We start from the raw sequence: 26387 nt of genomic DNA, 5'->3' as shown, positions 1-26387 counted from the left end.
TTAATTCCCGTTCTTCACGAAGTCTTGGAAGAAGCTGTCGACGTGGTGCTGGTCCAATGCCGAGAGCGTTGGCGGGTTCCAGCGCGGGGCTTTGTCCTTGTCGATCAACAACGCGCGCACGCCTTCGATCAGGTCGCCCCGGGCGAACCACTGGCGGTCCAGGTGCAGCTCCAGGGCGAAGCAGTCTTCCAGTGCCAGGTGGCGACCGCGTCGCAGCATCTGCAGGGTGACGGCCATGGCCAAGGGGGAGCGGGTCTGCATCAACTGCGCGGTGCTCAGCGCCCATTCATGGCTATCGGCGACGGTCACTTGTTGCAGTTGTTCGACAATGCTCGGCACATCCGGCTGGGCAAAGAAGTGGTCGATGGCCGGGCGCAGGGCGGCCAGTGGCGCATCCGGCAATTGTTGCACCGCAAGCTTGGCCAGCAAGCCTTGCAGGTCCTTGAGTGGCGAATCGTGCCATTGCAGGTGGTCGAGTTTCTGATCCAGTTCCGCCAGCCTGGCGCTGTCCAGGTACCAGTCGGCGAGCCCACAGTACAGCGCGTCGGCAGCGCGGATCTGCACCCCGGTCACCCCCAGGTAAATCCCCAGCTCGCCAGGAATGCGCGGCAGGAAGTAACTGCCGCCCACATCCGGGAAGTAACCGATGGCCACTTCCGGCATGGCCAGGCGGCTGCGTTCGGTGACAACCCGCAGGTCGGCCCCCTGGACCAGGCCCATGCCGCCGCCCAGGACAAAGCCGTCCATCAGGGCGAGGACCGGCTTGCGGTAATGATGAATGGCCAGGTCGAGGGCGTATTCTTCGACGAAGAAGTCTTCATGCAGGGTGTCGCCACCCTTGAAACTGTCGTATAGCGAGCGGATATCGCCACCGGCGCAGAAGGCTTTCTCGCCGGCGCCGCGCAACACCACGGCATGCACCTGGGCATCCTCGGCCCAGGCGCGCAAATGCGCCGAAAGGCTGCGGACCATGTCCAGGGTGATGGCATTGAGGCCGGCGGGGCGGTTGAGGGTCAGGTGGCCGATATGGTTGCGTACTTCGGCCAGGACGCTGTCCTGGGAGGACTGGGTGCTGCATGTCGCCTGGGACTGAGCCTGAGCAGTCATCTGTAACTCCCTGCTTTTATTGTTCTTTATCAAAATGTTCGCGGGCGAACCATCCCCGGATCGTACCAGTGCAAATTTGCCCAGTACAAGCCGGAATCCTGCAGGTCATCTTTGCATTTATGCAGGGGGTATTCGATAAAAAACCAGGGTGGGCGCGCCTACACCCGGCTGGCCAGCACTTGGCCAATGCTGCGGCGGCGCGCATGGTCTTCGGCGATGTGGATCAGCTCTTCCAGTTCGCTGGGGGTGACGTCGAAAAACTGCTCCATTTGCGCCAACGCCTGCTCCAGGTCCACGGCGGTGATTTTGGCGTCCACCTCCCGAGCGTGCGGTTGCACCATCACCGGCACCTCGGCGGGGCCCTTGGGGTAACGGGTGCGGGTCAGGTTGTTATAGGCCAGGGCCGAGAGCAGCAGGGTGCCAGCCCCCAGCATGACCGGCCCGACTTCCTGCCAGCCCAGGGCGATGCTGGCCGGGTCGGCAAGGACCAGGGTCATGGCCAGGCCACCCGAGGGCGGGTGCAGGCAACGCAGCCAGCACATCAGCATCAACGCCATGCCCGCCGCGAGGCAGGCGCTGCCCAGGGTCCGGCCCAAGACCCGGGCTACCAGCAAGGCCACCACACTGGCGCATAGATAGCTGCCAATAATCGACCATGGCTGGGCGAGGGCCCCCGATGACACCGCAAACAACAGCACGGCAGAGGCCCCCAGCGGACCCAGCAGGTGCATGGCCACTTCCAGGCCATACACCTGGGCGCAGAGCCATACGGTAAACAGGGTGCCCAGGGCCATGCCGATGGCGGCGCGGCTCCATTCGGCGGGACGGGTATTGATAGCAGCGGGTAACCAACGAGCGAGCATTGCGGGGCAGTCCAATCTTCAAAGGCGAGCAGGAAATAATGCGGGATCAGGCAAAAAGAAGGGCTTTGCGGTTTCCCGCAAAGCCCTGCGAAAGTTCCAACATTTGGGGGAGGAACCGGCGAAGTGTGCCGATCAATCAAACCCCTCGCCAATGCATATTAATGCAGGTTAAGTGCAGTATTTTTGCATCAACATCGCTCCTACCCCAGGCTGACCTTGCCCAGCACCCGCTCGTGGTTCTCGGCATTGATCAACGACTTCTGCACACTTTCCCGCAGCCGTGGGTCATTGGCCAGCGGCCCCTTGAGCGCGACCAGGGCGTCGCGCAACTCCATCAGCCGATCAAGGGTGGGCATGGGGATATAGCCGACATGTACCTGCTCAATAGGCAATTGCTCTTTAGCCATGGCGGCGATCCTCTGAGGCGTCTTTTGAACGTTTGGCGGTAACTATGCAGCACAGATGTAAAACCAGTTTAGCGCCGGGGTTATGGGGCTGATAGGGGAGCTGGTACCGGCATTTACGGATACAAACGTAGGAGCTTTCTTGATAGTGCGTGTGGCGCTTATGACCACCCCACAGGGCTTTAAATGCCTGCTATGGCCCAGCCCGCTCCAGACGCAGCAGCACATAGGTGTTTTTATCGAAGGGCCCCGTCAGTACCGGCGTCAATCCGCGCCAGCGTGGCTCATCGAGGCGCTGGAAATCAGCCTGGTCCATCACCAGCCACGCTGGCGCCGGCAACGAGGCCAGGTCGGCAGGTGCCTGGGTAAACAGCGGCACCCGGTCACATTCCACATTGACCATGAACTTGATGGCCTTGGCGTCTTTACCCAAGCCATGCAATACCAGCGGCGCCGGGTCCTGCTGGATCAGCGCATGGGCCTCGCGGGCAAAGGTGCGGGTGTCGTAGAGGCGGCGCTCCACGGGTTCGACCACCAGGATGTACAGGCCCCATACCGCCAGCACCGCGCAAAACGCCGGCCCCACCGGGCGCCAGCGCCACTTTAGGAGCATCCCCACACTCAGGAGCTGCAAGCCGATCAACAGGCCCAACACGCCCTGGAAATGCTCCAGCTGCGCAGCAAAGCGCTGGCGCGCCACCAGCAGCGCGCCGATCAACAGCCCCGGGGTCAGCGCCCACAGCCCCAGCATCAAGCCCCGCAGCCCCTTGAACAGCCGCCCGTCCACCCTGTGGAACGGGTACGCGGCGATAATCGCCACCATCGGCATCATCGGTAACACATAGCGGGCTTTTTTCGCCTCGGGGATCGACAGGCCAAGCAGCACGATCAAACCCGCAGCCGTGCACCCCAGCAACAACTGCCATGCGCTATCAGCGGTGCGCCGGGCACTGAACAGCACCGCCAGTAGCGCCAGCAGGGCCAACGGGTAGGCCGGGGCGTAGTTGCCCAGGGAGCTGCTGAAGTAATACCAGACGCTGCCGGAGCCTTCGCGGCCGTCCAGGCGCCCGAGGAACTGCATGCGGATCACGTCCTGCATAAAGCTTTCGCCACCACTGACCTTGGCCAGCAACAGCAGCAAGCCGACACACGCCAGCAGCAGCGCCAAGACCAGCACGCCGAAGCTGAACAACCGGCGCCACTGACGATTGAGCAGGTAATAGCTGCACAACACCCCGGTGGGGATCACGAGGCCGATGGGCCCGCGAATCGCAAAGCCGAGCAATAACAGGAGCAATAGCCAGGGCAGGCGCCGAGGGCTGGCGAAGTGATCGTGGGCGTAGCCCAGGTAAAACAGCGCCAGGGTCACCGCCGCGAGCATCTGATCCAGGGAGACCGCGCGGGTTTCGCTGATAAATGTGCTGCTGAGCAACAACAACGCGATGCTCAGCAGCGCCCAGCGCTGGGAGTAGGGCGCGGTCAGGCGGTAGACCAGGGCGACGATGACCGCCGAGGCAACGGCGGTCGGCAGCCAGGCACTGAAGCTGGTGACCCGCCCCAGGGGCAGCGACAACAGCCAGGTCAGCAGGGTTGAGGTCGACAGGTAATCGGCATACGGCTGGCCATAGGTGGAGGGGAAAAACCCCGGGCCGTGGCGCAACATCTCCTGGGCGAACAGCACAAAGCGCGAGTCAAAACCGATAATTGCCTGGTCCCAGTTGCCGGCGACAAACAGCAGCAGCGCCAGGAGCCCGACGCCCCAGGATTGGCGGTGCAGGGCCGGGCTGGCTAGCGTGTCCACGCCTCAGGCCTCCAGCAGCCGGGGTACCCACTGTTGCTGGGGGATCGGCAAGTCGCAGGACTGCCCACGCCCCATCGGGAAGTAGTGGAAGCCCTTGCGCGCCAGGCGCTCGGCGTCATACAGGTTGCGCCCGTCAAAGATCACCGGCGCCTTGAGGCGGGCGTGCAGCAGGTCGAAATCCGGGGCTTTGAACTGCTGCCACTCAGTGCAGATGATCAAGGCATCGGCGCCGCCCAGGGTCGATTCCGGGGTGCCCATCAGCATCAGGCGCGGATTATCGCCGTACAGCTTCTGGGTTTCCTGCATGGCCTCGGGGTCGAAGGCCCGCACGTTGGCCCCGGCGGCCCACAGCGATTCCATCAGCACCCGGCTGGGGGCATCGCGCATGTCGTCGGTGTTGGGCTTGAACGCCAGGCCCCACAAGGCGAAGGTTTTGCCGCGCAGTTCGCCCTTGTAGAACGCCCGGATCCGCTCGAACAGTTTGCTTTTCTGCCGCTGGTTGATGGCTTCCACCGCTTCGAGCAGGTCACTGGAGCAATTGGCTTGGCGAGCGCTGTGGATCAGCGCGCGCATGTCCTTGGGGAAGCACGAGCCGCCGTAGCCGCAGCCCGGGTAGATAAAGTGGTAGCCGATCCGCGAGTCGGCGCCGATGCCCAGGCGCACCGATTCGATATCGGCCCCCAGGTGCTCGGCCAGCTCGGCGATCTGGTTGATAAAGCTGATCTTGGTCGCCAGCATGCAGTTGGCGGCGTACTTGGTCAGCTCGGCGCTGCGCACATCCATAAAGATAATGCGGTCGTGGTTGCGGTTGAACGGCGCGTACAGGTCACGCATCACCTCACGCACTTCTTCGCGTTCACAACCGATGATGATCCGGTCGGGGCGTCGGCAGTCGGCCACCGCAGAGCCTTCCTTGAGGAATTCCGGGTTGGAGACAATATCGAACACCAGGCTGCGACCGGCCAGGGCCTTGTCGATATGGGCGCGCAGGGTGTCGCCGGTGCCCACCGGGACCGTGGATTTTTCCACCAGGATTACCGGCTCGACGCGATGGCGGGCCACCGCATCGCCCACCGACAGCACATACTTCAAGTCCGCCGAGCCGTCTTCGTCCGAAGGCGTGCCAACGGCGATAAACAACACTTCGCCATGCTCGACCGCGAGTTTTTCCTGGCTGGTGAAGGTCAACCGGCCGTTTTCCAGGTTTTCCCGGACCAGGCTGGCAAGCCCCGGCTCGAAAATGCTCACATGGCCCTGTTGCAGCAGGCGCACCTTGTTTTCGTCAACGTCCATGCAGATCACATCGTGACCGACCTCGGCCAATACGGTGGCCTGTACCAGGCCAACGTAACCACTACCAAATACGCTGATTTTCATGGGGTATTCCTGGGGCTTGTGTTGCCGATACGACGGGAGTTGATGGTCAGCACACCCAGGATGACCAGAGCCACCCCCAAGGTCCGTGACAGGGAAAAGGGTTCGTTGAAGCCCGGCAGGCTGACCGCCAGCAGGTACACCAGGACGTAGCTGATACTCAGCAACGAATAGGCGCGACCCAGGGGCAGGTGCTGCAGCGCGCCGAGCCAGCACAGCATTGACAGGGCGTAGGCCACGATGGCCAGGGCGACCACGCCCAAGGCCACGGGATCAACCATGGGCGCGGCGAGCCACTCCGCCGGCAATGGCAGGCGCGTCATGCTCCAGCGCATGCCCAACTGGGCCGCGCTGACCAGTGCTACGCTGGATAACGCCAGGGTGAAACCGCGCAACCGGCTCATACCTGACCTCCCAGCAGCAGCACGCCGGCCATCACCAGGGCCACGCCCACCCAGTGGCGGCGATCCACCGGCTCATGGAACACAAAGCGCGCCACCAGGGTGATCAATACAAAATTCAGGCTGAGCATCGGGTAGGCAATCCCCACTTCCAGGCGTTGCAGCACCAGTAGCCACACCAGCAGGCCCAGGCCCAGGCACAGCAGGGCCGACCAGAGCCAGGGCGAGCGCAGTTTCAACGCCCAGCCCGCAGGCTGGCCGCGCCAGCCTTCCACGGCATACTTTTGCGCGATCTGGCCCATGCAGGTCAGCAGGCACGCGGCCAGAAGCAGCAGCAGGGTGATCAAGGCGCCACCTGCGGGAACAGCAGAATCACCATATTGCCTTGCTCGTAGCGCTTGCCGTCTGCGGGCAGCAATGCCAGTTCGCGTTGCTCAGATGCGCCCTTCACGCGCATTACCACGCCCACCGAACCCTGTTTGCGCGCGTCGCCCAGCCACTGCTGGACGCTTGCGAGTTTGACCCGTCGGGCGGCGCTGTCGGCATAGGCCAGGCCGTATTTGACTTCTCCGGTGGTGTTGTACAGCGCCACGTCCGGACGCTTGAGCCGCCACGCCAGGGCCGAGGCTGCGCCCAGGTCGTTGCTCAGCAGGCGCTGGGTAGTCGCCAGTTCTACGGCGTGATCGATAATGAACTGGTCCGGTGTCTTGTTATTCACCACCGAGTGCGGCAATGCCGCCGGCACCAGGGCCACCAGTAACCAACTGCCCAGTGCCGGCGCCGCCCACAAACGCAACGGGCGTAACGCCTGCAGCAGGTTGGCGATGATCCAGCCCAGCAGCACGCTGAATACCAGCACCAGGCTCAGCAGTTCCTGCTGCGGGGCATAAATCGGCTTCTTCAACTGGAAGTACACGATTGCCAGCAGGCCCAGCACCCCGATGATCAGGTTGAGCCAGCCATTGACTTGCAGCACCCGGCCACGGGCCTGGGCCAGCTTGTCGGTCAGGGTATGGCCCATCAGCAATGCCAAAGGCAGCAGGCACGGCAGGATATAGGCCGGCAGCTTGCCCTTGCTCAGGCTGAAAAACGCCAGGGGCATCAGCAGCCAAAACAACAGGAAGCCGATCTTGTGCGTGCGTTTTTCCTGCCACGCCTGTTTCAGGGTGGAGGGCAGCAGGGCCAGCCACGGCAAGCTGAACGCGGCCAGCAACGGCAGGTAGTACCACCAGGCTTGTTCGTGCTGGGCATCTTCACCGGCAAACCGCTGGATGTGCTCGTGCCAGAAGAAGAAGTTCCAGTAGTCGGGCTCCTGGGCATGCACCATCAGCGCCCAGGGCAGGCTGACCGCAATCGCCACCGCCACGGCAACCAGACCATAGGCCAACAGTTCACGCAAACGCTTTTGCCAGACCATATAGGGCAGGGCGATCAATACCGGCAGCAGCCACGCCAGAAAACCCTTGGTCATGAAGCCCATGGCGCAGGCAAACCCCAGCAAGGCCCAGGCGCCCAGGCGGGCGCGTCGGGTCTGGCTGTCGATACATAGCCACAAGGCCACGCCGCTGAGGTTGACCCAGAAACTGAACTGCGGGTCGAGGTTGGCGTAGCCACCGGACATCGCCACGCTGATAAAACTCATGTACAGCACGCTGCAGACCAGGCTCTTGCGCGGATCGTTCCACAGGCGCCGGGCCATGAAGTACACCAGCAATATGCTCAAGCCCGTGGCCAGCGCAGAGGCTACGCGCACGCCGAACAGGTTCTGCCCGAACAGCGCCTGGCCGAGGGCGATCATCCAGTAGCCGGCCGCCGGTTTTTCGAAATAGCGGATGCCCATAAAGTGCGGCGACGCCCATTTGCCGGTCAGCAGCATTTCCTGGCTGATCTGCGCATAACGGGTTTCGTCCGGGATCCACAGGCCATGGGTGACCATCGGCAACAGATAGCACAGGCCGAAGACCAACAGGAGCAGGGGCAGGGCCCAACGTCGGATCATGCCTGTTGCACTCCCAGCCAGCCTTCGCGGCCGCCGAGTACGCCGCGTGTCAGATGCGCCAGGGGGCAGGCTGGCCGGATCGGCCGGCAGCAGGTTGCCCAAGGGTTGGAACTGGATGCCGCGCTGTCCTGCCTGGGCGAGCAGCTGGCGAAATTCATTGGCCATCAGAATCCCTTCTACTTCTGCGTGGATCGTATAGACGTTGAGTGTCGATTCGGTGAACCGATCAAGAATAAAGCGATTGAAGTCCTTGGACGCGACCTGTGGCCCGACCACCTCATCGAAAGTCGGCAAGTCCACCGGGACCTGCGGCGTGCCGGCGCTGCCATCGGCGAGGATCGGGCGGAACAGGCTGGTGCCGCGACAGTCGCTGTTGTAGCGCAAGCCAAAGCCTTGCTTGGCCTGCACCACACGCTCATCGGCCCGCCAGCCGGCGGCGGCAGAACACTGCACCGGGGCGCCGAGGATATCGCCCAGGGTGTCGAGCCCACGGCGTACCTGCTCCACCAATTGCGCATCGCTCCAGCGCCCGGCATTGGCTTGCCAGCCATGGTGATCCCAGGCGTGCAGGCCCACTTCGTGCCCGGCGGCCTTGGCCTGGCGCATCAGGTGCCCGAGGTCGCGGCCAATCGGCTTGCCCGGCCAGGCGGTGCCGGCCAGCAGAATGTCCCAGCCATACAGCCCGGCCGCGTTGGAACGCAGCATCTTCCACAGGAACTGCGGGCGGATCAGGCGCCACAAGTGGCGGCCCATGTTGTCCGGGCCGACACTGAAGAAGAACGTCGCCTTGATGCCGGCCTCATCCAGCAACTCCAGCAACCGTGGCACGCCATCACGGGTGCCGCGGTAGGTGTCGACGTCGATGCGCAGACCTGCCTTCATTATTTGCCTGCTTCGCTGGACTGGGCGATTTCCAGCATCGCTTCACGCAGGAAGAAGTCCAGGGTGTTGCCGATGGTTTCGCTCATCGCCACGCTCGGCTCCCAGTTCAACAGGCGCTTGGCGTTGGCAATGCTCGGCTTGCGGTGCGCCACATCCTGATAACCGGCGCCGTAGAACGCCTTGCTTTCCACTTCGCGAAAGCCCGCGAATGGCGGGAAGTTACCGCGCAACGGGTGGGCCTCGAACTGACGCAGCAGCTCTTCGCCCAACTGGCGGATGCTGGCTTCGTTGTCCGGGTTGCCGATATTGATGATCTGGCCGTTGCACGCGTCGTTATCGTTGTCGATGATCCGCGCCAGGGCCTCGATGCCGTCGGCAATGTCGGTGAAGCAGCGCTTCTGCTCGCCGCCGTCAAACAGGCGGATCGGCGTGCCTTCCACCAGGTTGAGGATCAACTGGGTAATGGCCCGGGAACTGCCGATGCGTGCCGAGTCCAGGCGATCCAGGCGCGGGCCCATCCAGTTGAATGGGCGGAACAGGGTGAAATTCAGACCCTTGGCGCCATAGGCCCAGATCACCCGGTCCAGCAACTGCTTGGAGACCGAGTAGATCCAGCGCTGTTTATTGATCGGGCCGACCACCAGGTTGGAGGTGTCTTCGTCGAAGTTCTGGTCCTGGCACATGCCATAGACTTCAGAGGTCGACGGGAAAATCACGCGTTTGTTGTACTTGACGCAGTAGCGCACCAGCTTGAGGTTTTCTTCGAAGTCCAGCTCGAACACGCGCAGCGGGTTGCGGGTGTATTCGATGGGCGTGGCGATGGCCACCAGCGGCAGGACCACGTCGCATTTCTTGATGTGGTACTCGATCCACTCGGAGTGAATGCTGATATCGCCTTCCACATAATGGAAGTTGGGGTGGCTGCGCAGGCGCTCGATGGCGTCGGAGCCGATATCCAGGCCGTAGACTTCGTAGCGATCGTCGCGCAACAGGCGCTCGGACAGGTGGTTGCCGATAAAGCCGTTGACCCCCAGGATCAGCACGCGGGTACGCCGTGGTTTACCGCCCGATTCGGCGCCGCGCAGGATCGAGCCATCCACCAGGCCCAGCTCATCGGCCAGGGCCGGGCCGGTCAGGTACAGGCCATGGTCATTGCGCTGGCCGAAGTGGATGACCAGAGAGTCTTCACCGCAGGCAATGCGCAGCGGGTTGACGCTGATCACACGGCCGGGCGCCTGGCCTTCGTTGCCCTTGAGTACTTCGGCTTGCCACACGATCAGCTTGTGTTCGCCCACGGCACAGAAGGCGCCAGGGTACGGCTGGGTCACGGCCCGCACCAGGTTGAACAGCTCTTCTGCAGGTTTGCTCCAGACGAGCTTGCCGTCCGCCGGGGTACGGCGGCCAAAGCAGGTGGCCTGGCTTTCGTCCTGGGCGGTTTCGCTCAACGTGCCCTTGGCCAGTTGCGGCAGGGCATCGCGCAGCAACTGGGTGGCCGCCTCGCGCAGCTTGGCGTGGAGTGTCAGGCCGGTGTCGCTGCGTTCGATCATGACTTTTTGCTGGGCGAGAATCGCGCCAGCATCCGCACGCTTGACCATGCGGTGCAGGGTCACGCCGGTTTCGGTTTCGCCGTTGACCAGCACCCAGTTGGCCGGCGCACGGCCACGGTATTTGGGCAGCAGCGAACCGTGCAGGTTGAACGCGCCCTGGCGCGCGGTGGCCAACAACGCCTCGCCCAGCAGGTTGCGGTAGTAGAACGAGAAGATGAAGTCCGGGTTCAGCTTGGCCACACGCTCGACCCACAGCGGGTGGTTGGCGTCTTCCGGGGCGTGCACCGGGATGCCGTGGCGGGCGCACAGCTGGGCGACCGAGCCGTAGAAGGTGTTTTCCTTGGGGTCATCGGCATGGGTGAACACGGCAGCAATCGGGTAGCCCGCAGCGAGCAGGGCTTCGATGCCTGCACAGCCAATGTCGTGGTAAGCAAAAACAACAGCTTTAGAACTCATGACGAAACCTGACTGGAAGAGGAAGGGGAAGACGGGGAGGACGGCAGGCCATCAACGATGACCGTTGGCGCAGGGGCTGTCGGCTCGTTGCGCAGCACCTTTTCAATAAAGAAGCGGGGGCGGGCACGCACATCGCTGTACATCCGCCCGAGGTATTCGCCCAACAGGCCCATGCCGATGAACTGGCCGCCGGTAAACACAAACAGCACGGCGAACAGCACGAACAAGCCATCGCCGGCCCAATCGGCACCAAAGGCCAGGCGCAGCACGATCAAGGCAAACGCAAACAACATGCCCAGGGCCGCCAGGCTGAAGCCGACGATGGACAACAGGCGCAGGGGCGTGGTGGTCATGCAGGTCAACAAGTCGAACATCAGGCTGATCAGGCGCATGGCGCTGTATTTGGATTCGCCGTGTTCGCGCTCGGCGTGGTGCACCAGGATCTCCGTGGTATGGCGCGCAAAGCCGTTGGCCAGGATCGGGATAAAGGTGCTGCGCTCACGGCAGGCGAGCATGGCATCGACGATGGTGCGCCGGTAAGCGCGCAGCATGCAGCCATAGTCGGTCATGGCCACGCCGGTGGAGCGCTGCACGGCCAGGTTGATCAGGCGCGAAGGCCAGCGGCGAAAGGCCGAGTCCTGGCGATTATTGCGCACGGTAGCGACCACGTCGTAGCCCAGGGCCGCTTGCTCGACCAGGCGTGGAATTTCTTCGGGCGGGTTTTGCAGGTCGGCATCGAGAGTAATCACCACCTCGCCCCGGCACTGCTCGAAACCGGCCATGATTGCCGCGTGCTGGCCGTAGTTGCGGTTAAGGATCACGGCCACCACAGGGCTGCCGGGCTCGGTTGCCGCGTCTTCGAGCAGTTGGGCGGAACTGTCGCGGCTGCCGTCGTCTACCAGGATGATTTCATACTCATAGGCCAACTGCTCGCACGCCGCACGGGTACGGCGCAGCAGTTCGGGCAGGCTCTGTTCTTCGTTGTAGACCGGGATAACGATCGACACGCAATGAATAGGGTAGGGTTTCAAAGATTCATGACCTCGGATTAGAGCAACTTTGAGCGTAGAGATGACAACAAACATGGGATTAAAGTGCAGGCGACTCAATAAAAAATGGCCGATAGCATACCCATCCTGAGTAAAGCCCATTACGGCCAAAGATAAAGCATTATCAAGGGGTTAGTCAGCAAAGCAGGGCATTCCCTCAAGTATTGCGGCCAAGGTTAAGCGCAAATTTGTCCAGCGAATATGAAAGGCCGATGAAAAACTCGTTTATTTGGTGGGCAGACAGCTAGTGTTCAGCTAGACAATAAGGAACGCAGACAAACGATAACTGTTTGCGCTGTAGTCATTATCTGTAAGTAATTTAATGCGTATTCACGCTGAATCACTCGGTTTGTTAATCCGTAGCGCCTGAAGAATCTTCTCTGCAACCCTCTGCAAGTCCCGGTAAAGTAAGCGATCTCTTGCCTGGGTAGTCGGATGAACAGCGTGCAGATACGGCCAGTCTTGATGATGTTGTGGATGACGCTCGGCACGGCCCATGCCACCGGGGCGGACGAGGGGCTGAGCCTGACGCCGGTCGCTCAGGTTCCCGCCGGGGTCGAAGTCAGGGGCCGGCAGGTGGCCGCGTATAGCTGGGATGACCGGCAGGGCCACAACCTGTTGGTGTTGGCCGAGCAGGAAGCCGGCGAGCGCGATGACGACGGCACACAATCGGCGGCGATCTATGCTGCGCAGTACCTGCTGGAGGGTGATCGGCCCAAGCGTCTGTGGATGCTGCATGACGATGTGCAGCGTTGCGAATTCGACGCCGGCCTGCATTTCGATAGCGCCGCGACTCACGTCACCGACCTGCTGGGGGATGGCCCCAGCCAAGTGACCGTGGGCTATTCGCGCACCTGCACCAGTGATGTCAGCCCCCGTGAATTCAAGCTGATCATGCATATCGGCAAATCACACAAATACGCACTGCGCGGGGTTGACCGCTATGGCGCCAGTTGGTGGGACGAGGAAGCCGGCGCCCTGCGCGGCATGCCGCTGCCCACCGATTGCAGTGTTGCCGGGCAGCAGGCGTTGCTCAGTCAATACCAGGAGCAGGGCACCGACCTGCCATTGCCAGGCTGCTACAACGACGAGCAGGACTTCGCCAAGGCGCCCGCCCAGTTGTTGGCTTTCATGCGTCAGCAGTGGTTTGCGCTGATGCAAAAACAGAACGCCGACTGGAGCCAGCAGCAAAGCCCGGCACCCGCCGAGGATGAGCCCTAGTTTGGTATGCGGCGCCGACCTGGGTTAGACTCGGCGCTCGCTAAACCACTAAATACTGATATTAAACATAGGCTTAGTCTCTATATTTAATCTCAAGGCTGATCTATTTTGACCGAGATTTCCCGCAACCCCCTGACCCTGTATCTCGCGCGCCTGGCGCCTTCCAGCCAACTGACCATGCGCTACGTGCTGCAAGATGCCGCCGACCGCCTGGGGTTCGAAGAGATCAACCTCGAAGATATCGACTGGCATCTGTTGCAACCGGAACACGTAATGGCCCTGGTCGCCGTGTTGCGCGAAGACGGGTATGCACCCAACACCTCATCGCTGTACGTCAACGCCGTGCGCGGGGTAATGAACGAAGCCTGGCGCATCAGCCTGATCAGCCAGGAACACCTGCTGAAGATGCGTTCGGTCAAAGCCACCGCCGGCACGCGCTTGAGCCAGGGGCGTAACCTGCGTCGCACCTTGATCCGCGAACTGATGGATGTCTGCGCCGCCGACCCACGGCCACAGGGCCTGCGGGACGCGGCGGTGATCGGGATCCTCTACGGTTCGGGGATGCGCAAGTCAGAGTCGGTCAACCTCGACCTGGCCCAGGTGAACTTTGCCGAACGCAGCCTGCGGGTGACGGGCAAGGGCAACAAGGAGCTGCTCAAGTACGCACCGGCCTGGGCATTTGCCAAATTGCAGGCATGGCTGGAGTTTCGCCGCGAGCAGTTAAAGGAAGGGGAGCAGGACGATAGCTTCCTGTTCAACCGCATCCGCCGCGGCAGCCATATCACCCGCGAACGCATCACCAAACATGCGATTTACTACATTGCCCGCCAGCGTGGTGAACAGGTCGGTGTGAAGATCATGCCCCATGATTTCCGCCGCTCGTTTATTACCCGGGTGATTGAAGAACATGACTTGTCCATTGCGCAGAAACTGGCGCACCACACCAATATCCAGACCACCGCCAGCTACGACGTGCGCGATGACAACGAGCGGCGGCGGGCGATTGATCGGTTTGATCTTTGATCAACGGTCACCAGCGGGTTCGCTGCTACACACCAACGCCTGGCGCTCGTAGTTCAGCGCCTTGTCTTGCGCGGGCAGTGCATACGCCGCAGTGCATTGCTGGCCCCCCCACTTGATAGTCAGGCTGCCCTGGTCCTCTTCAACCAGCACCAAGGCGTTACCGCTGGGGTCGGCGATGGCCAACTGCTTGCCGCTGGCGTCTTCCAGTGAGGCGCCAAACGTCAGGCGCTGGTGCTGTGCATCAAACAGCTCAAACAGCACGCGACGCCCGGTTTTGCCGCTGTAGCGGGCCAATACCACCGCACCACGGCGCGGCACCACTTGCTGTGTGGCCTGGGTGATTTCTACATCACCGCCCAGGTCACGGGTGTCGAGGCTGATCCAGTTCACTCGATAAGGTTGCGCCGAGGGGATGACGGCATAGCCGTTGCGTCCGGTTTCGACGCCGCTGTAGCTGCTGATTTTTGCCCCACTGATGCCCGGTACCTGTACCAGGGCGAAGGTCTCGCTGACGGTCTGCCCCAAGTTGATGCCACCCGCATGCGCCACTACCGAGCCGGAAACGTTGAGGTTTTGTGAGTCATAACCACGCCCCTGGCTGTACCCCAGGCTGATATCGGCCATGGAGGTGCGGCTGTTGATGTTGGCCGATCCCGATTGGCCGCCGGTGCTGCTATGGCCGGCCTGGACTGAATAGAACACATCGCTGGTATCTGCCACATAACCGTTGATACCGGCCTGGGTGCTGGTGTCGCCTTGCTGCGTACTGGTGGTGACAAAAGCGCGGGGTGCCCGAGGCTGGCTGCCCAAGGGAAACGAAACAGACAGGTTGAACTGGGTGTCGGAGTCGGGTGCGCCCCAACTGGCGATCTGCTTGGTGCGTGTCACGCCCAGGTTGTAGCTCAGGTCCCCCCAGTTGTTGTTATAGCCGGCCGAAAAGCTCTGGGAGCCGCCACGGTTCCAATAGCGCTGATCGCTGGCGTTCACATACAGGCTGCCGAACTCACGGTTGCGCCCGAGACTTTGGTTGATCGTCAGGTCGGTACGGGTTTTCGAGTTACCGGTACGTTTGACTGCATCTTCGCTGGTGTCCTCGACGTGGTCGGTCAGGGTGCGGTAACCCTCGGTCGAATACCGATACGCGGCCAGCGTAAAGTTGGTGTCAGTGCCAGCAAAGGTCTTGGCATACAACGCACGCACACTGTTGCCCTGGGTGGTTTGCCCCTGGGCGGCGCTCGACGAGTGTGTGACGTCCATGGACACGGCACCCAGCGATGTGTTGCGGCCCACCCCCAGGGAGAACGCCTTGTAGTCTTCACTGACTTGCAGGCCGACAATCCCGCTGAGGTTGCTGGTGAGGCCGTAGGCGAGGGTGCTGCTGACAAATTGCGGGCTCGCCAAACCGTCAGCATTGCTGCTGAATTTACCGGCCGAAACGCTGTATTTGACCTGCCCTTCACGCACCATGATCGGCAGGCTGGAGAACGCCTGCGTGGTCACACGCCGACGGCCATCGGCCTCGATGATGGTGATTTCCAGGTCGCCGTTCGAACCGCTAGGGTAGATATCGTTGATCTCGAAAGGCCCGGGTGCGACGTTGGCGGTGTACAGGATGTAGTCGTTCTGGCGGATTTCCACCGTGGCGTTGGTCTGCGCCACGCCACGAATCACCGGCGCATAACCACGCTCGCTGTCGGCGCGCATGCCTTCGTCGGACGCCAGCTTCAGGCCCCGGTAGCGCACGCTGTCGAACAGGTCGGTATCGGAAAAAATCTCGCCGGCACTGAACTGCCCCTTAAGCGCGGTCACGTCATGCTGCACGTAGCTGCGGTTGCTGGTGAAGGTGCTCGGCCGACCGGTGCCGCTACTCAGGTTCGACTCATTGCGCAGCCGCCAGGCGCCCAGGTTAATGCCGTTGCGCAGCCCCAGGTTGTTGTTGATGCGCGTTTCATAGTCGCCGGCAGTGCGGCTGCTGTTGAGTTGATAGTTGATAAACGCCGCCGGCACACCATCCTCCCACAGCTGGGGATCGACATAGCCACGCATGCCACGTTGCATCGCGACCTGCGGAATGCTCGCCGCCAGGCGCAGGCGACTGGCGTCATAGCGCAAGGTCGCCTGGTCGATCAGTGTCGGCAGGTCGTAGCAGTCCTGGGGCTGGTTGGGGTCGAGCTTGCCCTGGGCCTGCAACAGGCTCATGTCGATGCCCAGTTGCTTGAGCAGGTCCAGGGTCAGGCACGGATCGACCCGGCCGGTCTGTGGGTTGCGCTTGAAGTCGATGTCGCGCCGGCCCACCAGGACCTCGTTGCTGTACAGGTCGACCCGGTAGTTGCCGGGCAGCACGCTGTTGGCCGAGAGCAATTGCTGCAGGTCTACCGACGATTGCGCACCCTGCAAGAAGGTGGTGTTGAAGACGTTCACGGCGGGCTCATCGGCAATCGCCAAAGACGGAGAACCGGCAAGCATGGCCAGTGATAGCGTGCTCAACTTGAGTGATGTGCAAGTTGTCGACACGCGTGAAGTGCGCTCGCTTGATATGTAATGATTGGGCCTGCAGCCTAAAAGAAAAAACATGCAAAGAACCTATATCATTCCTGTTTATCGAACAGGCGAGGCACGCGAGTACGCACTCGAATCGAACCTGAGGGTTTAAGGGAACTACTTATGGCTTGGCGCGAGTACCCGTAGCCTTGGCCGCCAAGTGCGGTACAAGTTGGGCACTGTATTTATCTTGTGCGCCATAGTCGTTAATACTGGAAAAAGACAGTTGTACTGAATCCTGGCGACTCAGTTGTTTAATGCTGAACTGTTTCTCTGCGCCTGGCGCAATCATTGTCGAGTCGGCAGCCAGTTCCGTTTGTTGCCCGGCCTGTAGTTTTATATCGGCCATGGACACGTGATACAGCGTCGGGTTTTTTACCGTCAGTACTGACCCGGCATCGCGCTTGACCAGTTGCCACTCCAATTGCGCGGGTGCCGACAGGGCATCGCCAGGCAACCCGGAGGGGCGGAAGAAAATCTTGATGCGCTGGCGTACGGCCAGTTGCAACGTGTTGTCGGAGGCGGCGGCTTGCGGGATCTCCTGCACATTGAGCCAGACCACGGACTCACGATCCGTTGGCATCCCGGCACCCTGGTAGAGAACTCGCAGTAACTGCTGCTCCTTGGCAAATATGCGTGCCAGTGGCGGGGTTACGGCGAACGGCGCGGCACTGTCTTGTGTATCGCTGGTATCGACCCAAGACTGAATCAAGACGTCCTGATTACCGTTGCGCACGGTGATATTGGCCTCCTTGTGATCGCCATCGAAGACGATACGGGTGGCACTCAGTGAAATGCTGGCGGCAGCCTGGGTCGCCATAAGCAGGGTCAGCAGCCCCAGGCCTGTGGCAATGGAACGAGGTAACATGATGTCTACCGTTTAGTGGTCGGATAAGTGGCGAGGTCCGAAGACCTCGCACGTGACAGGCGCTGCGTGTCGTTTATTCGTATTGCAGGATGAACGGCAGGGTAGCGTCACCGCGACCCGCGGTGGAGGCGCCGGCTGCACCGGTGGTGACGTAGGCTGCGGCAAAGCTCAAGGTTGCATCGCCGCCGTCGCTGCCTTGGCCGTGCATGGCGCTTTCGATACGGGCGGTGGCCGGGGAGCTGAGGTCGATCAGCGCGCCAGTGCTGTCGAGCAGTGCGATACCGACGTTGCTTGCGCTGCCGTTACCAGGGGTCAGGGCGAGGACTTTTTTACCGGTAACCAGGCCTGAACCGCCACTTTTGGCGTCAAAGATCATTGCCACTTTAGTGCCCAGGTTGCAGTTCACGCTGAGGTTGAAGTCCTTGGCGGTCACACGGCCCGACGCTGGGTTTTCAGCGGTGCCCATGTCTTTGATGGAGACGGTGCCCATGTCGACGGAGATCACGCGATCGGCGTTGGCACCATCAACCGAGCAAGCGTCGTTGTTGATCAAACCGGTGAAGGTGATTTTGCCGCCGCCGCCCGGGGTACCCGTACCCGGGGTAGTTTCGGCAAACGCACTGCTGCTGGCGGCGATAACTGACACAGCGATAAGGGCCAGGGAAAACTTCTTCATGATGATGTCCGTTAGTGTTGGTTGTGGTGATGGGTTGAAACTGCCAACGAACAATAGTTAATCTGGGCTTTATAGAGAATAAGACGATTCTTATAAAGCACTTAAAGTGAGGGGTAATCGGTTTTATAGCGGGCGAGGTAAAAGGAGCTTAGTTAAAAATATTGTATTCCAGGCAGTAGGCCAACAAGTCCTGATCGCTGCTTACTTCAAGTTTTCGCATGGCGGAAATCTTCTGCGCGCTGATGGTTTTTGAACTTCTATTTTGGCTGCGCGCGATATCACTGACACTTTTTCCTGAAATAAATAGGCGCAGTATTTCAAATTCCTTGGGCGACAGCGTAGAGAAGCGTTCATCAATAGCGGTCAACGACTCGATAACCGAGGTCTTGGCCGGCTCCAGGCTCCGGTAATGCGCCTGCTGGGCAATGGACTTGAGGGCGACCTGGATTTCCGTATGCAACTGGCTTTTCTGGATCACGCCCACCACGCCCAATTCCTGCAGGCGGGTAAGAATCAGGTGATTGGAGATCATGGTCAGAATCAGGATTTGCACGTCGGGGAAATGCCGCTTCAGGTACTCCACCAGCTTCAAGCCATCGCCGTAGGGCGAATCACCGGGCATGTTGTAATCGGTGATCACAATGTCGATGGGCTGCTGCTCAAGCAATTTGATGAGGCCCGCCGAACAGATCGCTTCGCCGATGACTTGAAAACGCTCGTCTCTCTCGACGAGTTCACGTACCCCCAGAAGCACGATGGGGTGATCGTCTGCAATTACCACAGTGAATGTCTTCATAGGGGGGAGCCGTAATCCTGGTTCAGTAAGTGAGGTGATCCCATGCGCGTGTACACAAGGGCGTGCGGTGCGCTCATAGCTGCGCCCCGAGCAAGGCCGACAGCCTGCCGATAACCTGCTTTATCCGCAGTTCCAGCCCGGCATTGAGCCGACCGACTGCCAACTGGCTTTCCAGCTCGATGCACGCCTGGGCCAGGTCGAGTGCCTGCACGGCACCCAATGCGCCGGCAACCGAGTGCAGGGTTTCAGCCAGGCACCGGCAATCACGCTGCTCAAGAGCGGCACTGATGCGCTGCAAGTCTTGCTGCACGCTGCTGATAAACAACGGGCGCATTTTGTCCGACAGCTGCACCGTGTCAATCACCAGCAGCTCAGCGCGCAATGTCGGTTTGCACAGTTTGATCAATTGCGCACGCAGGGTTTGCAGGCTCAAGGGTTTTACCAACCAGGCATTCATCCCGACCGCCAGACAACGAATGCCTTCCTCGCGCATGGCATTGGCGGTGACACCGATGATAGGCAATTGAGGATCATGCTCCCTGAGGATGCGGGCCAGTTCATAGCCGTTCATCAACGGCATATTGATATCCGTCAGCACCAGGTCAAAGGCCTGGGGTTGCCACAGGTGCATCGCTTGCTCGCCATTGTCTGCCAGCGTCACCGTGCAGCCGAGGGCCTCGAGTTGCTCTTTGATGATTTCCTGGTTCACCGGATTGTCTTCGGCGACCAGAATGCGCAGCTCCAACTGCCCCGCGCTCTGTTGCTCGACACGCAGCGCTGACGCCTGTTTACCTTGCTGTGCCAGCGCAACCACTGACGCAATGGCGCGCACATCATGCATATCCACTTCCCAGCCCTGCGCGGTGCACAGAGGCGGGCTATGCGCGCCCGGCACACACAGCACCCGCGGTCCAGCCCAAGGCTGCAGGGGACCGGCAGGCAGCATATCCACCAGCACCGCCTGCGCACTCTGTTGCTCCAGGGGCAGCGCCGCCAACGTGGCCTGGATACCCAAGCGGTTGAGCCAGTCGCACAGGGACTCCGCCAACTCGCGCACGGGTGCCTGCACATACACAGGAGAAGTACTCGGTTCAATGGGCGTGAGGCCCGGCAGCTCGCTGGTGCCGAGCGGCAAGCGCATCTTCAGGGTAAAACTGCTGCCCAGGCCGGGTTCGCTGACGACCTTGATCTGGCCGTCCATCATCTCGGCCAGCCAGCGACAAATCGGCAGCCCCAACCCTGCGCCGCCTTGGCCGGCGGTGTCCGGGGCCTGGTAGAACAAATCGAACAGCTTGGCTTGCTGCGCCTGGCTGATGCCCACGCCAGAATCGGTCACCTGCCATTCGAGGTCGACGCGATCGTCGCCGCGACGCACGGCCCTGGCCCGAATCACCACGCGCCCGATGTCGGTGAACTTGACGGCATTGCTCACCAGATTGTTGAGGATCTGGCGGATACGCATGGGGTCGCCGACTACGCAGTCCGGCAGTTGCGCGTCAATGCAGCCATACAGTTGCAGGCCCTTGCGCTGGGCGAAGGCGGTGTAGGTGTGCAGCGTGTCTTCCAACATGTCCAGGGGGCAGAACTCGATGGATTCGATTGCCATCTGCCCGGATTCTATTTTCGACACATCCAGCACGTCGCTGATCAGTTGGAACAACGTCGCAGATGAGCGCTGGATCGTGTGCAGGTAGGTTTTCTGGCGTGGGTCCAGGGGCGTCAACCCGAGCAATTCCAGGGTGCCCAGCACGCCATACAAGGGCGTGCGAATTTCATGGCTCATGGTCGCCAGGAACAGCGTCTTGGCTTCGTTGGCCGCGTCGGCGGCCCGCCTGGCATCTTCCAGGGCCAAGGCATCCTCGACATGGCGGGTGACGTCGCTGAACGCATACAGGCGCACATCCTGGCCCTGGTAACGGGTCGAGACAAAGCCAACCTGCAAATGCCGGCCCTCGATCTCCAGGTAGGTTTCGCCGCTCTCGGCACTTTCTTGGATGCGGCCGAGGGCAGCCACCAGCCTGGCCGTGCCCGGCCATTGCTGAGCACGCTGGTTCTCGATCAACACCTGACCATCTGCGCGGCCCACCACACACAGCCCAGTGGGCGCGGTGTCGATGATCACACGGCTAAAGGCCACGCTCTCTGCGATGCGTTCATGGGCCTGGCGCGCCGGGCGAATGACTTGCTTGCGATACCAGCGGGTGCCGGCCCAGGAGATCGCCAGCACCGCACAGATAAACAGCGCCAGGCTGGTCAGCGGCCAAAAGGCATAGCGAAAAAAATGCTTGTAGCTGATCCCATAGATCGCGGTCCACTGCTGCTCGGTGTCGTGGGTAATTTTGAACTCCAGGCCGTTGGCCCGAAAGTTGAGTCCCTCACTCAGCGAAGACGCCAGGACAGACGGCCCCGCCAGCGTCTGGCCGCTGGGTGAGAGCAGGGTGAAGCGGTCGTAGACGGACGACTCGATCGTGCGCTCCACATCGTTGACTTGCGCCATATCCAGCAGGGTGGCCACCAGCACCTGTTTATTGCCTTCATGCCTGCGCATCACCTGGGGGTTCAGGGTAATGCCGATGTAGGCCAGCAGACGCGGAGGCGCAGGGTCTTCGCCGGACGTGACGTAGGCTTCCCAGTAAAGCTGATTGTCCGCCAGAGGCTGAGGCAGTTGCCCCAGCCTTTGTTGCACGGCGTCGGCCCGCTCGGCGGAGGGGCCGTTGTAGGCGGTCTTCCCGCCGCGCTGGTAGCCGACCGCCGGCACCGTTATGTAGTAGTTGACGAGCCTATTGAAGACAAACGCATGGGGTGAAGGGTAGGGCGACGATGACCAGAATGCGCTGTAGTAACTGGCCAGGTGGGTCCCCAGGGCAAATATCTTCTGCTGCTCGCCAGCGCTGACTCGTTGCTCATCGAATCGGCTGCTGAAGGGCACCGAAAAGGCGAACTCGCGGCCTTCAAAACGCGTGTTGTACGCATCCAGCCTTTGCCCCTTGAGGCTGGCCTGGGTGTTTTTGTCACTGATCAGATCGCGCTGGATAGCGGGCTGCGCCAGGGTTCTCAAGAACGTTTCCTGTTCCTGGATATTTTCCATCAGCCGGGCAAAATGAAAACGCACGGCGGCGTACTGCTCGTCGATCACTCGCTGCAGTGCCCAGTAACTGGTGCCCGCCAACAGCAATGCGAGACCGAGCACCACCATCAGCCCTTTATTCAGGCGCAGTGAGCTGCGGGTGAATGCTTCAAGGATGGCGTCGTTGTGCTTCATTAAGGGTTTTCGCAGGCGGATGAGAAATCGGCACTGAATGGAGCTTACTCCTGATAGAGGTTAGACAAATTCGGGCCGCAGGCTAATGAGATGTCGCGGGGCCATCATTGTTCAACAGTTGCTGAAATTGTTCCGAGGAGACTGCCTGAGAGATCAGGAAACCCTGAACTTGAGTGCAGTCAATTTTGCGCAGCAGGGCCAGTTGCTGGGGCGTTTCGACGCCTTCGGCAACCACGGTCAGCCCTAGTTTACGGCCCAGTGCGATGATACTGGCCAGGGCCGACGTCATGCCTTCGTTATCGTGGCAGCCTTGTACCAGCGCCTGGTCGATCTTGAGCTCGGTAAAAGGGGTCGAGACCAGGTTCAGGTATGAGCTGTAGCCTTTGCCGAAATCGTCCTGGGACAAGCCAAACCCCTTGATACGCAGGCGGCAAGCTCCGGCATAGAAGTTACTGATGTCCTGGGGCACCGAGCACTCCATCAGTTCGAAGCAGATCATTCCCGGAATACCCTGGTTATCCAGGACAAAATCCAGCAGGCGGTCTGCCAAGTCATGGCTATTGAGCAGATGGGTCGGCAGGTTGATCGACACTGGAACATCGTATCCGCGCTGACGCCATCGCTCCTGCGCATGAATGGCCTGCTTGAGCACCAGCCACAGCAAGCGCTCCTCCAGTTCGAAGGTCTTGATTGCCGGCAAAAACGCCGCGGGCAACATTAGCCCTTGTTCGGGGTGCATCCAGCGCACCAGCGCTTCAGCGGCGACGATACGGCCGTTGGCCAAGGATTTCTTGGGTTGGAACCACGCCTGGATTTGCCCGTTACCCATGGCCTGGAGCAGCGTATGCCGACCAATTTCCGCTGCGGCGGGGAGCGACGGGTCAGGGCTGCGATCCTTGTGATTGAGTTGGCCGACCAGGCTGCGCAGCGCGTCGGCGGCGACGGGTTTTGAGATCAGACCGATGACTTTCACATCAAGGTTTTTCGCCACCAGGCTGGCCGCCATCAACATGCGCCGCGACGCGGCACTCATAATGGCCAGGGCGGGCTTGCAGCGCAGGGTTGCCAGGCTCTGGATAAACTGCACGCCATCCATGCCGGGCATCAGCAGATCAGTCAGCACCAGGTCGAAATCCCGCTGGCGCAAACGCTCCAGTGCCTCGTTCCCATCCTGGGCGGCTTCAAGCATGAAGTCTCCCAATTCATTGAGCAGGTTCTGCAGGTACAAGTGCTGCAGAGGATGGTCCTCGACGATCAAAATACTATAGCGCTTCATGGGGGATCCGTGCGTAAGGCTCCAGGTAATTAAAGAGGGCCCGCAACGCAAAGGGTTTGACCAGGCAATAGTTCATACCTGCGGCCAGGCACAAGTCGGCCTCGCCGCGCATGGCGTTGGCGGTAGCCCCGATGATGGGCAGCGAGCAACCTTGGTTGCGTAACTCCCTGGCTAATTCATAGCCGTTGACTCTGGGCATATTCACATCCGTCAGTACCACATCGAAGTGTGAGGCCTTGCACAGCAGCAGCGCTTCATGACCATCGCAGGCCAGCTCCACGGTGCAGCCAAGTTCCTCAAGCTGATCGCGCAAAATCAATTGATTGATAACGTTGTCCTCGGCCACCAGCACATGCAGGTTGAGCTTGCGCAGTTCACGCGTGTGCGCCTGCTCGTCGACCCTGGCCACCCACAACCCTTGCGCCTGGCTGACAGCCTGGTGAATCGCGTTCAACTGATTGAGGTTGGCATGCCACGCGCCGGTCTCGCTCTGCTGGCCATTGCTGCTGTTGCTGCTCACCAGGATTACCGGCCCCGGCCAGGCGGGCACCAGCGGCTGTTCGAAACTGCCTGGATGCAGTTCCAGCAGTAACTGGCCCTCGGGGTGGGTCGGCTGGCCGATCTGTGCGCGGGCGCCCCAACGGCGTAACCAGCCGCCGATGGATTGAGCGAGTTCGGGGATCGGCGAAACCACATAGATCGTCTCTGCCAACAAGCTGCTCATGGGCGTACAGGGCGCCTCTTCCAGAGGCAGGGTCAGGCTGAAACTGCTGCCCAGGCCCAGTTCGCTGACCATACGGATATGCCCGTTCATCAATTGCGTCAGGCGCTGGCAAATCGGCAAGCCGAGCCCGGTCCCGGCCACCACGTTGGTGTTGCCTTCGGTTTGGTAGAAAGGTTCGAAAATCATCGCCTGGTCTTCCTGGGCAATCCCTTTGCCGGTGTCGGACACTTGCCACAGAACGCTGGAGCGCTCGTCGTCGCGGTCCAGCAACTTGACCCTTAGCACCACGCGCCCGTAGTCGGTGAACTTCACGGCGTTGTTCAGCAGGTTATTGAGGATCTGGCGAATGCGCGTGACATCCCCGATCAACCGCTCGGGCAACTTGGGGTCAAAGCAGGCGTAGAGCTGCAAGCCCTTGCCCATGGCAGCGGCGGCATAGCCCTGGATGATTTCATTGACCAGGTCCAGCGGCGAGAACTCACTCAGTTCCAGAGCCAGTTGCCCGGCCTCGATCTTCGACACGTCGAGTACGTCGCAGATCAGTTGCAACAAGGTGGCCGAAGAGCCTTCTATTGCATGCAGATAGTCTTTTTGCTGGTTGTCGAGCTGGGTGCGGGCCAACAGCTCCAGGGTGCCCAGTACGCCATACAGCGGCGTGCGTATTTCATGGCTCATGGTCGCCAGAAACAGGGTTTTCGCGGCATTCGCTGCGTCGGCCGACTGCCGGGCCTCTTCCAGGGCGGCTTCAACTTGCTTGCGCGCACTGATATCACTGAAGGCGCAAAACAGCACGTCCTCGCCTCTATAGCGGGTAGGCGCGCTGCTGAGGTAAAGGTGGCGGCCGTCGAGGGTCTCGAAGTAGTCGCAATGCCCGGACGGAGCGCTATCGAACGCCTGGCGGATCCAGCCGGTGCACAGCGCTTCGCGCTCCAGGCCGTTACCCAGCCAATGCTGGGCCAGGGTGTTTTCCAGCACAACCTGGCCATCGGTGCGACGCAGCACGCACAAGGCGACCGGCGCGGTCTGGATCACGTCGCGACTGAAGGCCTCGCTTTCAATCAGTGCCTGAATCCCGTTGATCGAGGGGATGATGAAGCGCTGGTTGACCCGGCGCATCACCAGCCAGATCAGCGTCACACTGAACAGGCAAAACACCAGCGAACCGAGCAGTTCGCGCCACAATCCGCGGACCACATCCCGCAGGTTGATCGAGTACATCAGTTGCCAGTCCGACGACTTGAGTTGCTTGCGAATGACCAGATGATCCGGCAGCAGGCCACTGCCGACAAAACCGAAAAAGTTCGCACCCTGGGGCTCGAGCAATGACTGGTTCAACTGGGGTTCGTGGCTATTGGTAAAGACCAGCATGCCCTTGGAATTGAGCATCATGAACTCGCCCGCACTCTGGTCATTGAGGGTCATGGACACTTCGTGGCTTTCCATTTCCAGGCCCAGCCAGCCGGAATTGGGGTCACGCGCATCCAGCAGAATGAATAGATACAAATGTGAATGCCCTTCGCTCTGGTCACTCAGCCAGAGTTCGCCAGGGTCCACTGGGTTGCGTTTCTTCAGCGTCCTGAGGCGATTGAGCATGCATTGGGAGAACGGTAATACCTGCGCCGTCGAATCGTAGAGTCGGGTTAATTGCGGGTTGGGGCCGGCGGTCACGTAAAGCAGGTTGACCTGTTTGACCTTCAGGTAGTTGCGCATGCGTGAGGTCAGCCAGATGCTCCACTGGTTGCCCGGTGTACTGCCCAACTGCAGGCGCTGCTCTTCGCTGGAAGCCGGATACGCTTGCGCTTTGGCCTGCATGGATTTGCGCACCGCCGACAGGCTCAGGCTTTCGAGCAAGGCTTCGCGGGTAGTGAAAAACGTATGGGCTTCGGCAATCGCGGTGCTCATGTAGCCACGCCGCTGAGAGATGTCATTGTTGAATGTGGACAGCAGAAACGTGTAGACACCGCTAAAGATGCCAATCAACAACACGATGGCGAAAAGACGAAGCAGCCTTCTGGCTGCTTCGGGTCGGGACAGGACGGGATTGATCTGGAGCAGATAACTTTTAAATCGCATCGGCGGATTTTAATGAGCCATCCGCCGCCTGGGCATAAGACGAT

At 60.8% G+C, this 26387-nt stretch carries 19 protein-coding genes and 1 pseudogene; 2 read left to right on the top strand and 18 right to left on the bottom strand.

The window, feature by feature from the left end; translation table 11 throughout:
• From PSH80_RS13250 to arnC, 11 genes and pseudogenes are all read right to left on the bottom strand, one after another.
• The gene (locus PSH80_RS13250) at positions 1–1107 is read right to left on the bottom strand and encodes an enoyl-CoA hydratase/isomerase family protein (protein ID WP_271043925.1); all 1107 of its coding nucleotides are present in this window, start codon (positions 1105–1107) and stop codon (positions 1–3) included.
• A gap of 158 nt (positions 1108–1265) precedes the next feature.
• Positions 1266–1970, bottom strand: a complete 705-nt coding sequence (locus PSH80_RS13245) for an HPP family protein (RefSeq protein ID WP_115128242.1) — start codon at positions 1968–1970, stop codon at positions 1266–1268.
• Positions 1971–2170: 200 nt separating this feature from the next.
• Positions 2171–2377, bottom strand: coding sequence for a type VI secretion system contractile sheath small subunit (locus PSH80_RS13240; RefSeq protein ID WP_225923788.1), 207 nt, complete (start codon positions 2375–2377; stop codon positions 2171–2173).
• 190 nt (positions 2378–2567) lie between these two features.
• A complete protein-coding gene (locus tag PSH80_RS13235) occupies positions 2568–4175 on the bottom strand; it encodes a glycosyltransferase family 39 protein (protein WP_305420513.1) in 1608 nt (535 codons plus the stop codon).
• Positions 4176–4178: 3 nt separating this feature from the next.
• Entirely contained in the window at positions 4179–5552 is a 1374-nt protein-coding gene (locus PSH80_RS13230) for a UDP-glucose/GDP-mannose dehydrogenase family protein (RefSeq protein ID WP_120733139.1), read from the bottom strand.
• Entirely contained in the window at positions 5549–5953 is a 405-nt protein-coding gene (gene arnF / locus PSH80_RS13225; protein WP_220172236.1) for a 4-amino-4-deoxy-L-arabinose-phosphoundecaprenol flippase subunit ArnF, read from the bottom strand. The genes PSH80_RS13230 and arnF overlap by 4 nt, the downstream gene beginning before the upstream one ends.
• Positions 5950–6297 carry a 4-amino-4-deoxy-L-arabinose-phosphoundecaprenol flippase subunit ArnE gene (arnE, locus tag PSH80_RS13220; protein WP_057959490.1) on the bottom strand — a complete coding sequence of 116 codons (348 nt, stop codon included), beginning with the start codon at positions 6295–6297 and terminating at the stop codon, positions 5950–5952. Before arnE ends, arnF begins: the two co-directional genes overlap by 4 nt.
• On the bottom strand, positions 6294–7949 hold the full coding sequence (gene arnT / locus PSH80_RS13215; RefSeq protein ID WP_186625381.1) for a lipid IV(A) 4-amino-4-deoxy-L-arabinosyltransferase: 1656 nt from the start codon (positions 7947–7949) through the stop codon (positions 6294–6296). Before arnT ends, arnE begins: the two co-directional genes overlap by 4 nt.
• Positions 7946–8834 (bottom strand): annotated as a pseudogene (gene arnD, locus PSH80_RS13210) (4-deoxy-4-formamido-L-arabinose-phosphoundecaprenol deformylase). The gene arnT and the pseudogene arnD overlap by 4 nt, the downstream one beginning before the upstream one ends.
• A complete protein-coding gene (arnA, locus tag PSH80_RS13205) occupies positions 8831–10834 on the bottom strand; it encodes a bifunctional UDP-4-amino-4-deoxy-L-arabinose formyltransferase/UDP-glucuronic acid oxidase ArnA (RefSeq protein ID WP_057959493.1) in 2004 nt (667 codons plus the stop codon). The pseudogene arnD and the gene arnA overlap by 4 nt, the downstream one beginning before the upstream one ends.
• A complete protein-coding gene (gene arnC / locus PSH80_RS13200; RefSeq protein WP_057959494.1) occupies positions 10831–11865 on the bottom strand; it encodes an undecaprenyl-phosphate 4-deoxy-4-formamido-L-arabinose transferase in 1035 nt (344 codons plus the stop codon). Before arnC ends, arnA begins: the two co-directional genes overlap by 4 nt.
• Positions 11866–12318: 453 nt before the next feature.
• Here arnC and PSH80_RS13195 point away from each other — a divergent pair, with 453 nt between their 5' ends.
• Positions 12319–13104, top strand: coding sequence for a M949_RS01915 family surface polysaccharide biosynthesis protein (locus tag PSH80_RS13195; protein ID WP_169989706.1), 786 nt, complete (start codon positions 12319–12321; stop codon positions 13102–13104).
• A 108-nt stretch (positions 13105–13212) separates the two neighbouring features.
• Entirely contained in the window at positions 13213–14127 is a 915-nt protein-coding gene (gene xerC, locus PSH80_RS13190; protein WP_057436550.1) for a tyrosine recombinase XerC, read from the top strand.
• Here the strand turns inward: xerC and PSH80_RS13185 are convergent, their stop codons facing one another.
• The 7 genes from PSH80_RS13185 to PSH80_RS13155 form a co-directional block, all read right to left on the bottom strand.
• Entirely contained in the window at positions 14128–16593 is a 2466-nt protein-coding gene (locus tag PSH80_RS13185; RefSeq protein ID WP_057959496.1) for a fimbria/pilus outer membrane usher protein, read from the bottom strand.
• A 196-nt stretch (positions 16594–16789) separates the two neighbouring features.
• Positions 16790–17536: a molecular chaperone gene (locus tag PSH80_RS13180; protein WP_057959497.1), complete on the bottom strand. Its 747-nt coding sequence runs from the start codon at positions 17534–17536 to the stop codon at positions 16790–16792.
• A gap of 73 nt (positions 17537–17609) precedes the next feature.
• A complete protein-coding gene (locus PSH80_RS13175) occupies positions 17610–18212 on the bottom strand; it encodes a fimbrial protein (RefSeq protein ID WP_057436544.1) in 603 nt (200 codons plus the stop codon).
• A gap of 148 nt (positions 18213–18360) precedes the next feature.
• Positions 18361–19008 (bottom strand): response regulator, encoded by a 648-nt coding sequence (locus tag PSH80_RS13170; protein ID WP_057436542.1) that lies wholly within the window; start codon positions 19006–19008, stop codon positions 18361–18363.
• A gap of 73 nt (positions 19009–19081) precedes the next feature.
• Positions 19082–22270 (bottom strand): hybrid sensor histidine kinase/response regulator, encoded by a 3189-nt coding sequence (locus tag PSH80_RS13165; RefSeq protein WP_305420504.1) that lies wholly within the window; start codon positions 22268–22270, stop codon positions 19082–19084.
• Between the two features lie 82 nt (positions 22271–22352).
• Positions 22353–23546, bottom strand: a complete 1194-nt coding sequence (locus tag PSH80_RS13160; RefSeq protein WP_057959499.1) for an EAL domain-containing protein — start codon at positions 23544–23546, stop codon at positions 22353–22355.
• Positions 23533–26343, bottom strand: coding sequence for an ATP-binding protein (locus PSH80_RS13155; protein ID WP_305420502.1), 2811 nt, complete (start codon positions 26341–26343; stop codon positions 23533–23535). Before PSH80_RS13155 ends, PSH80_RS13160 begins: the two co-directional genes overlap by 14 nt.
• Between the last annotated feature and the right edge of the window lie 44 nt (positions 26344–26387).

The organism is Pseudomonas sp. FP818, assembly GCF_030687335.1.
GTDB lineage: Bacteria > Pseudomonadota > Gammaproteobacteria > Pseudomonadales > Pseudomonadaceae > Aquipseudomonas > Aquipseudomonas shahriarae.
Note: the sequence above shows the minus strand (reverse complement) of the source record. Positions and strands in the feature narration are given on the sequence as shown.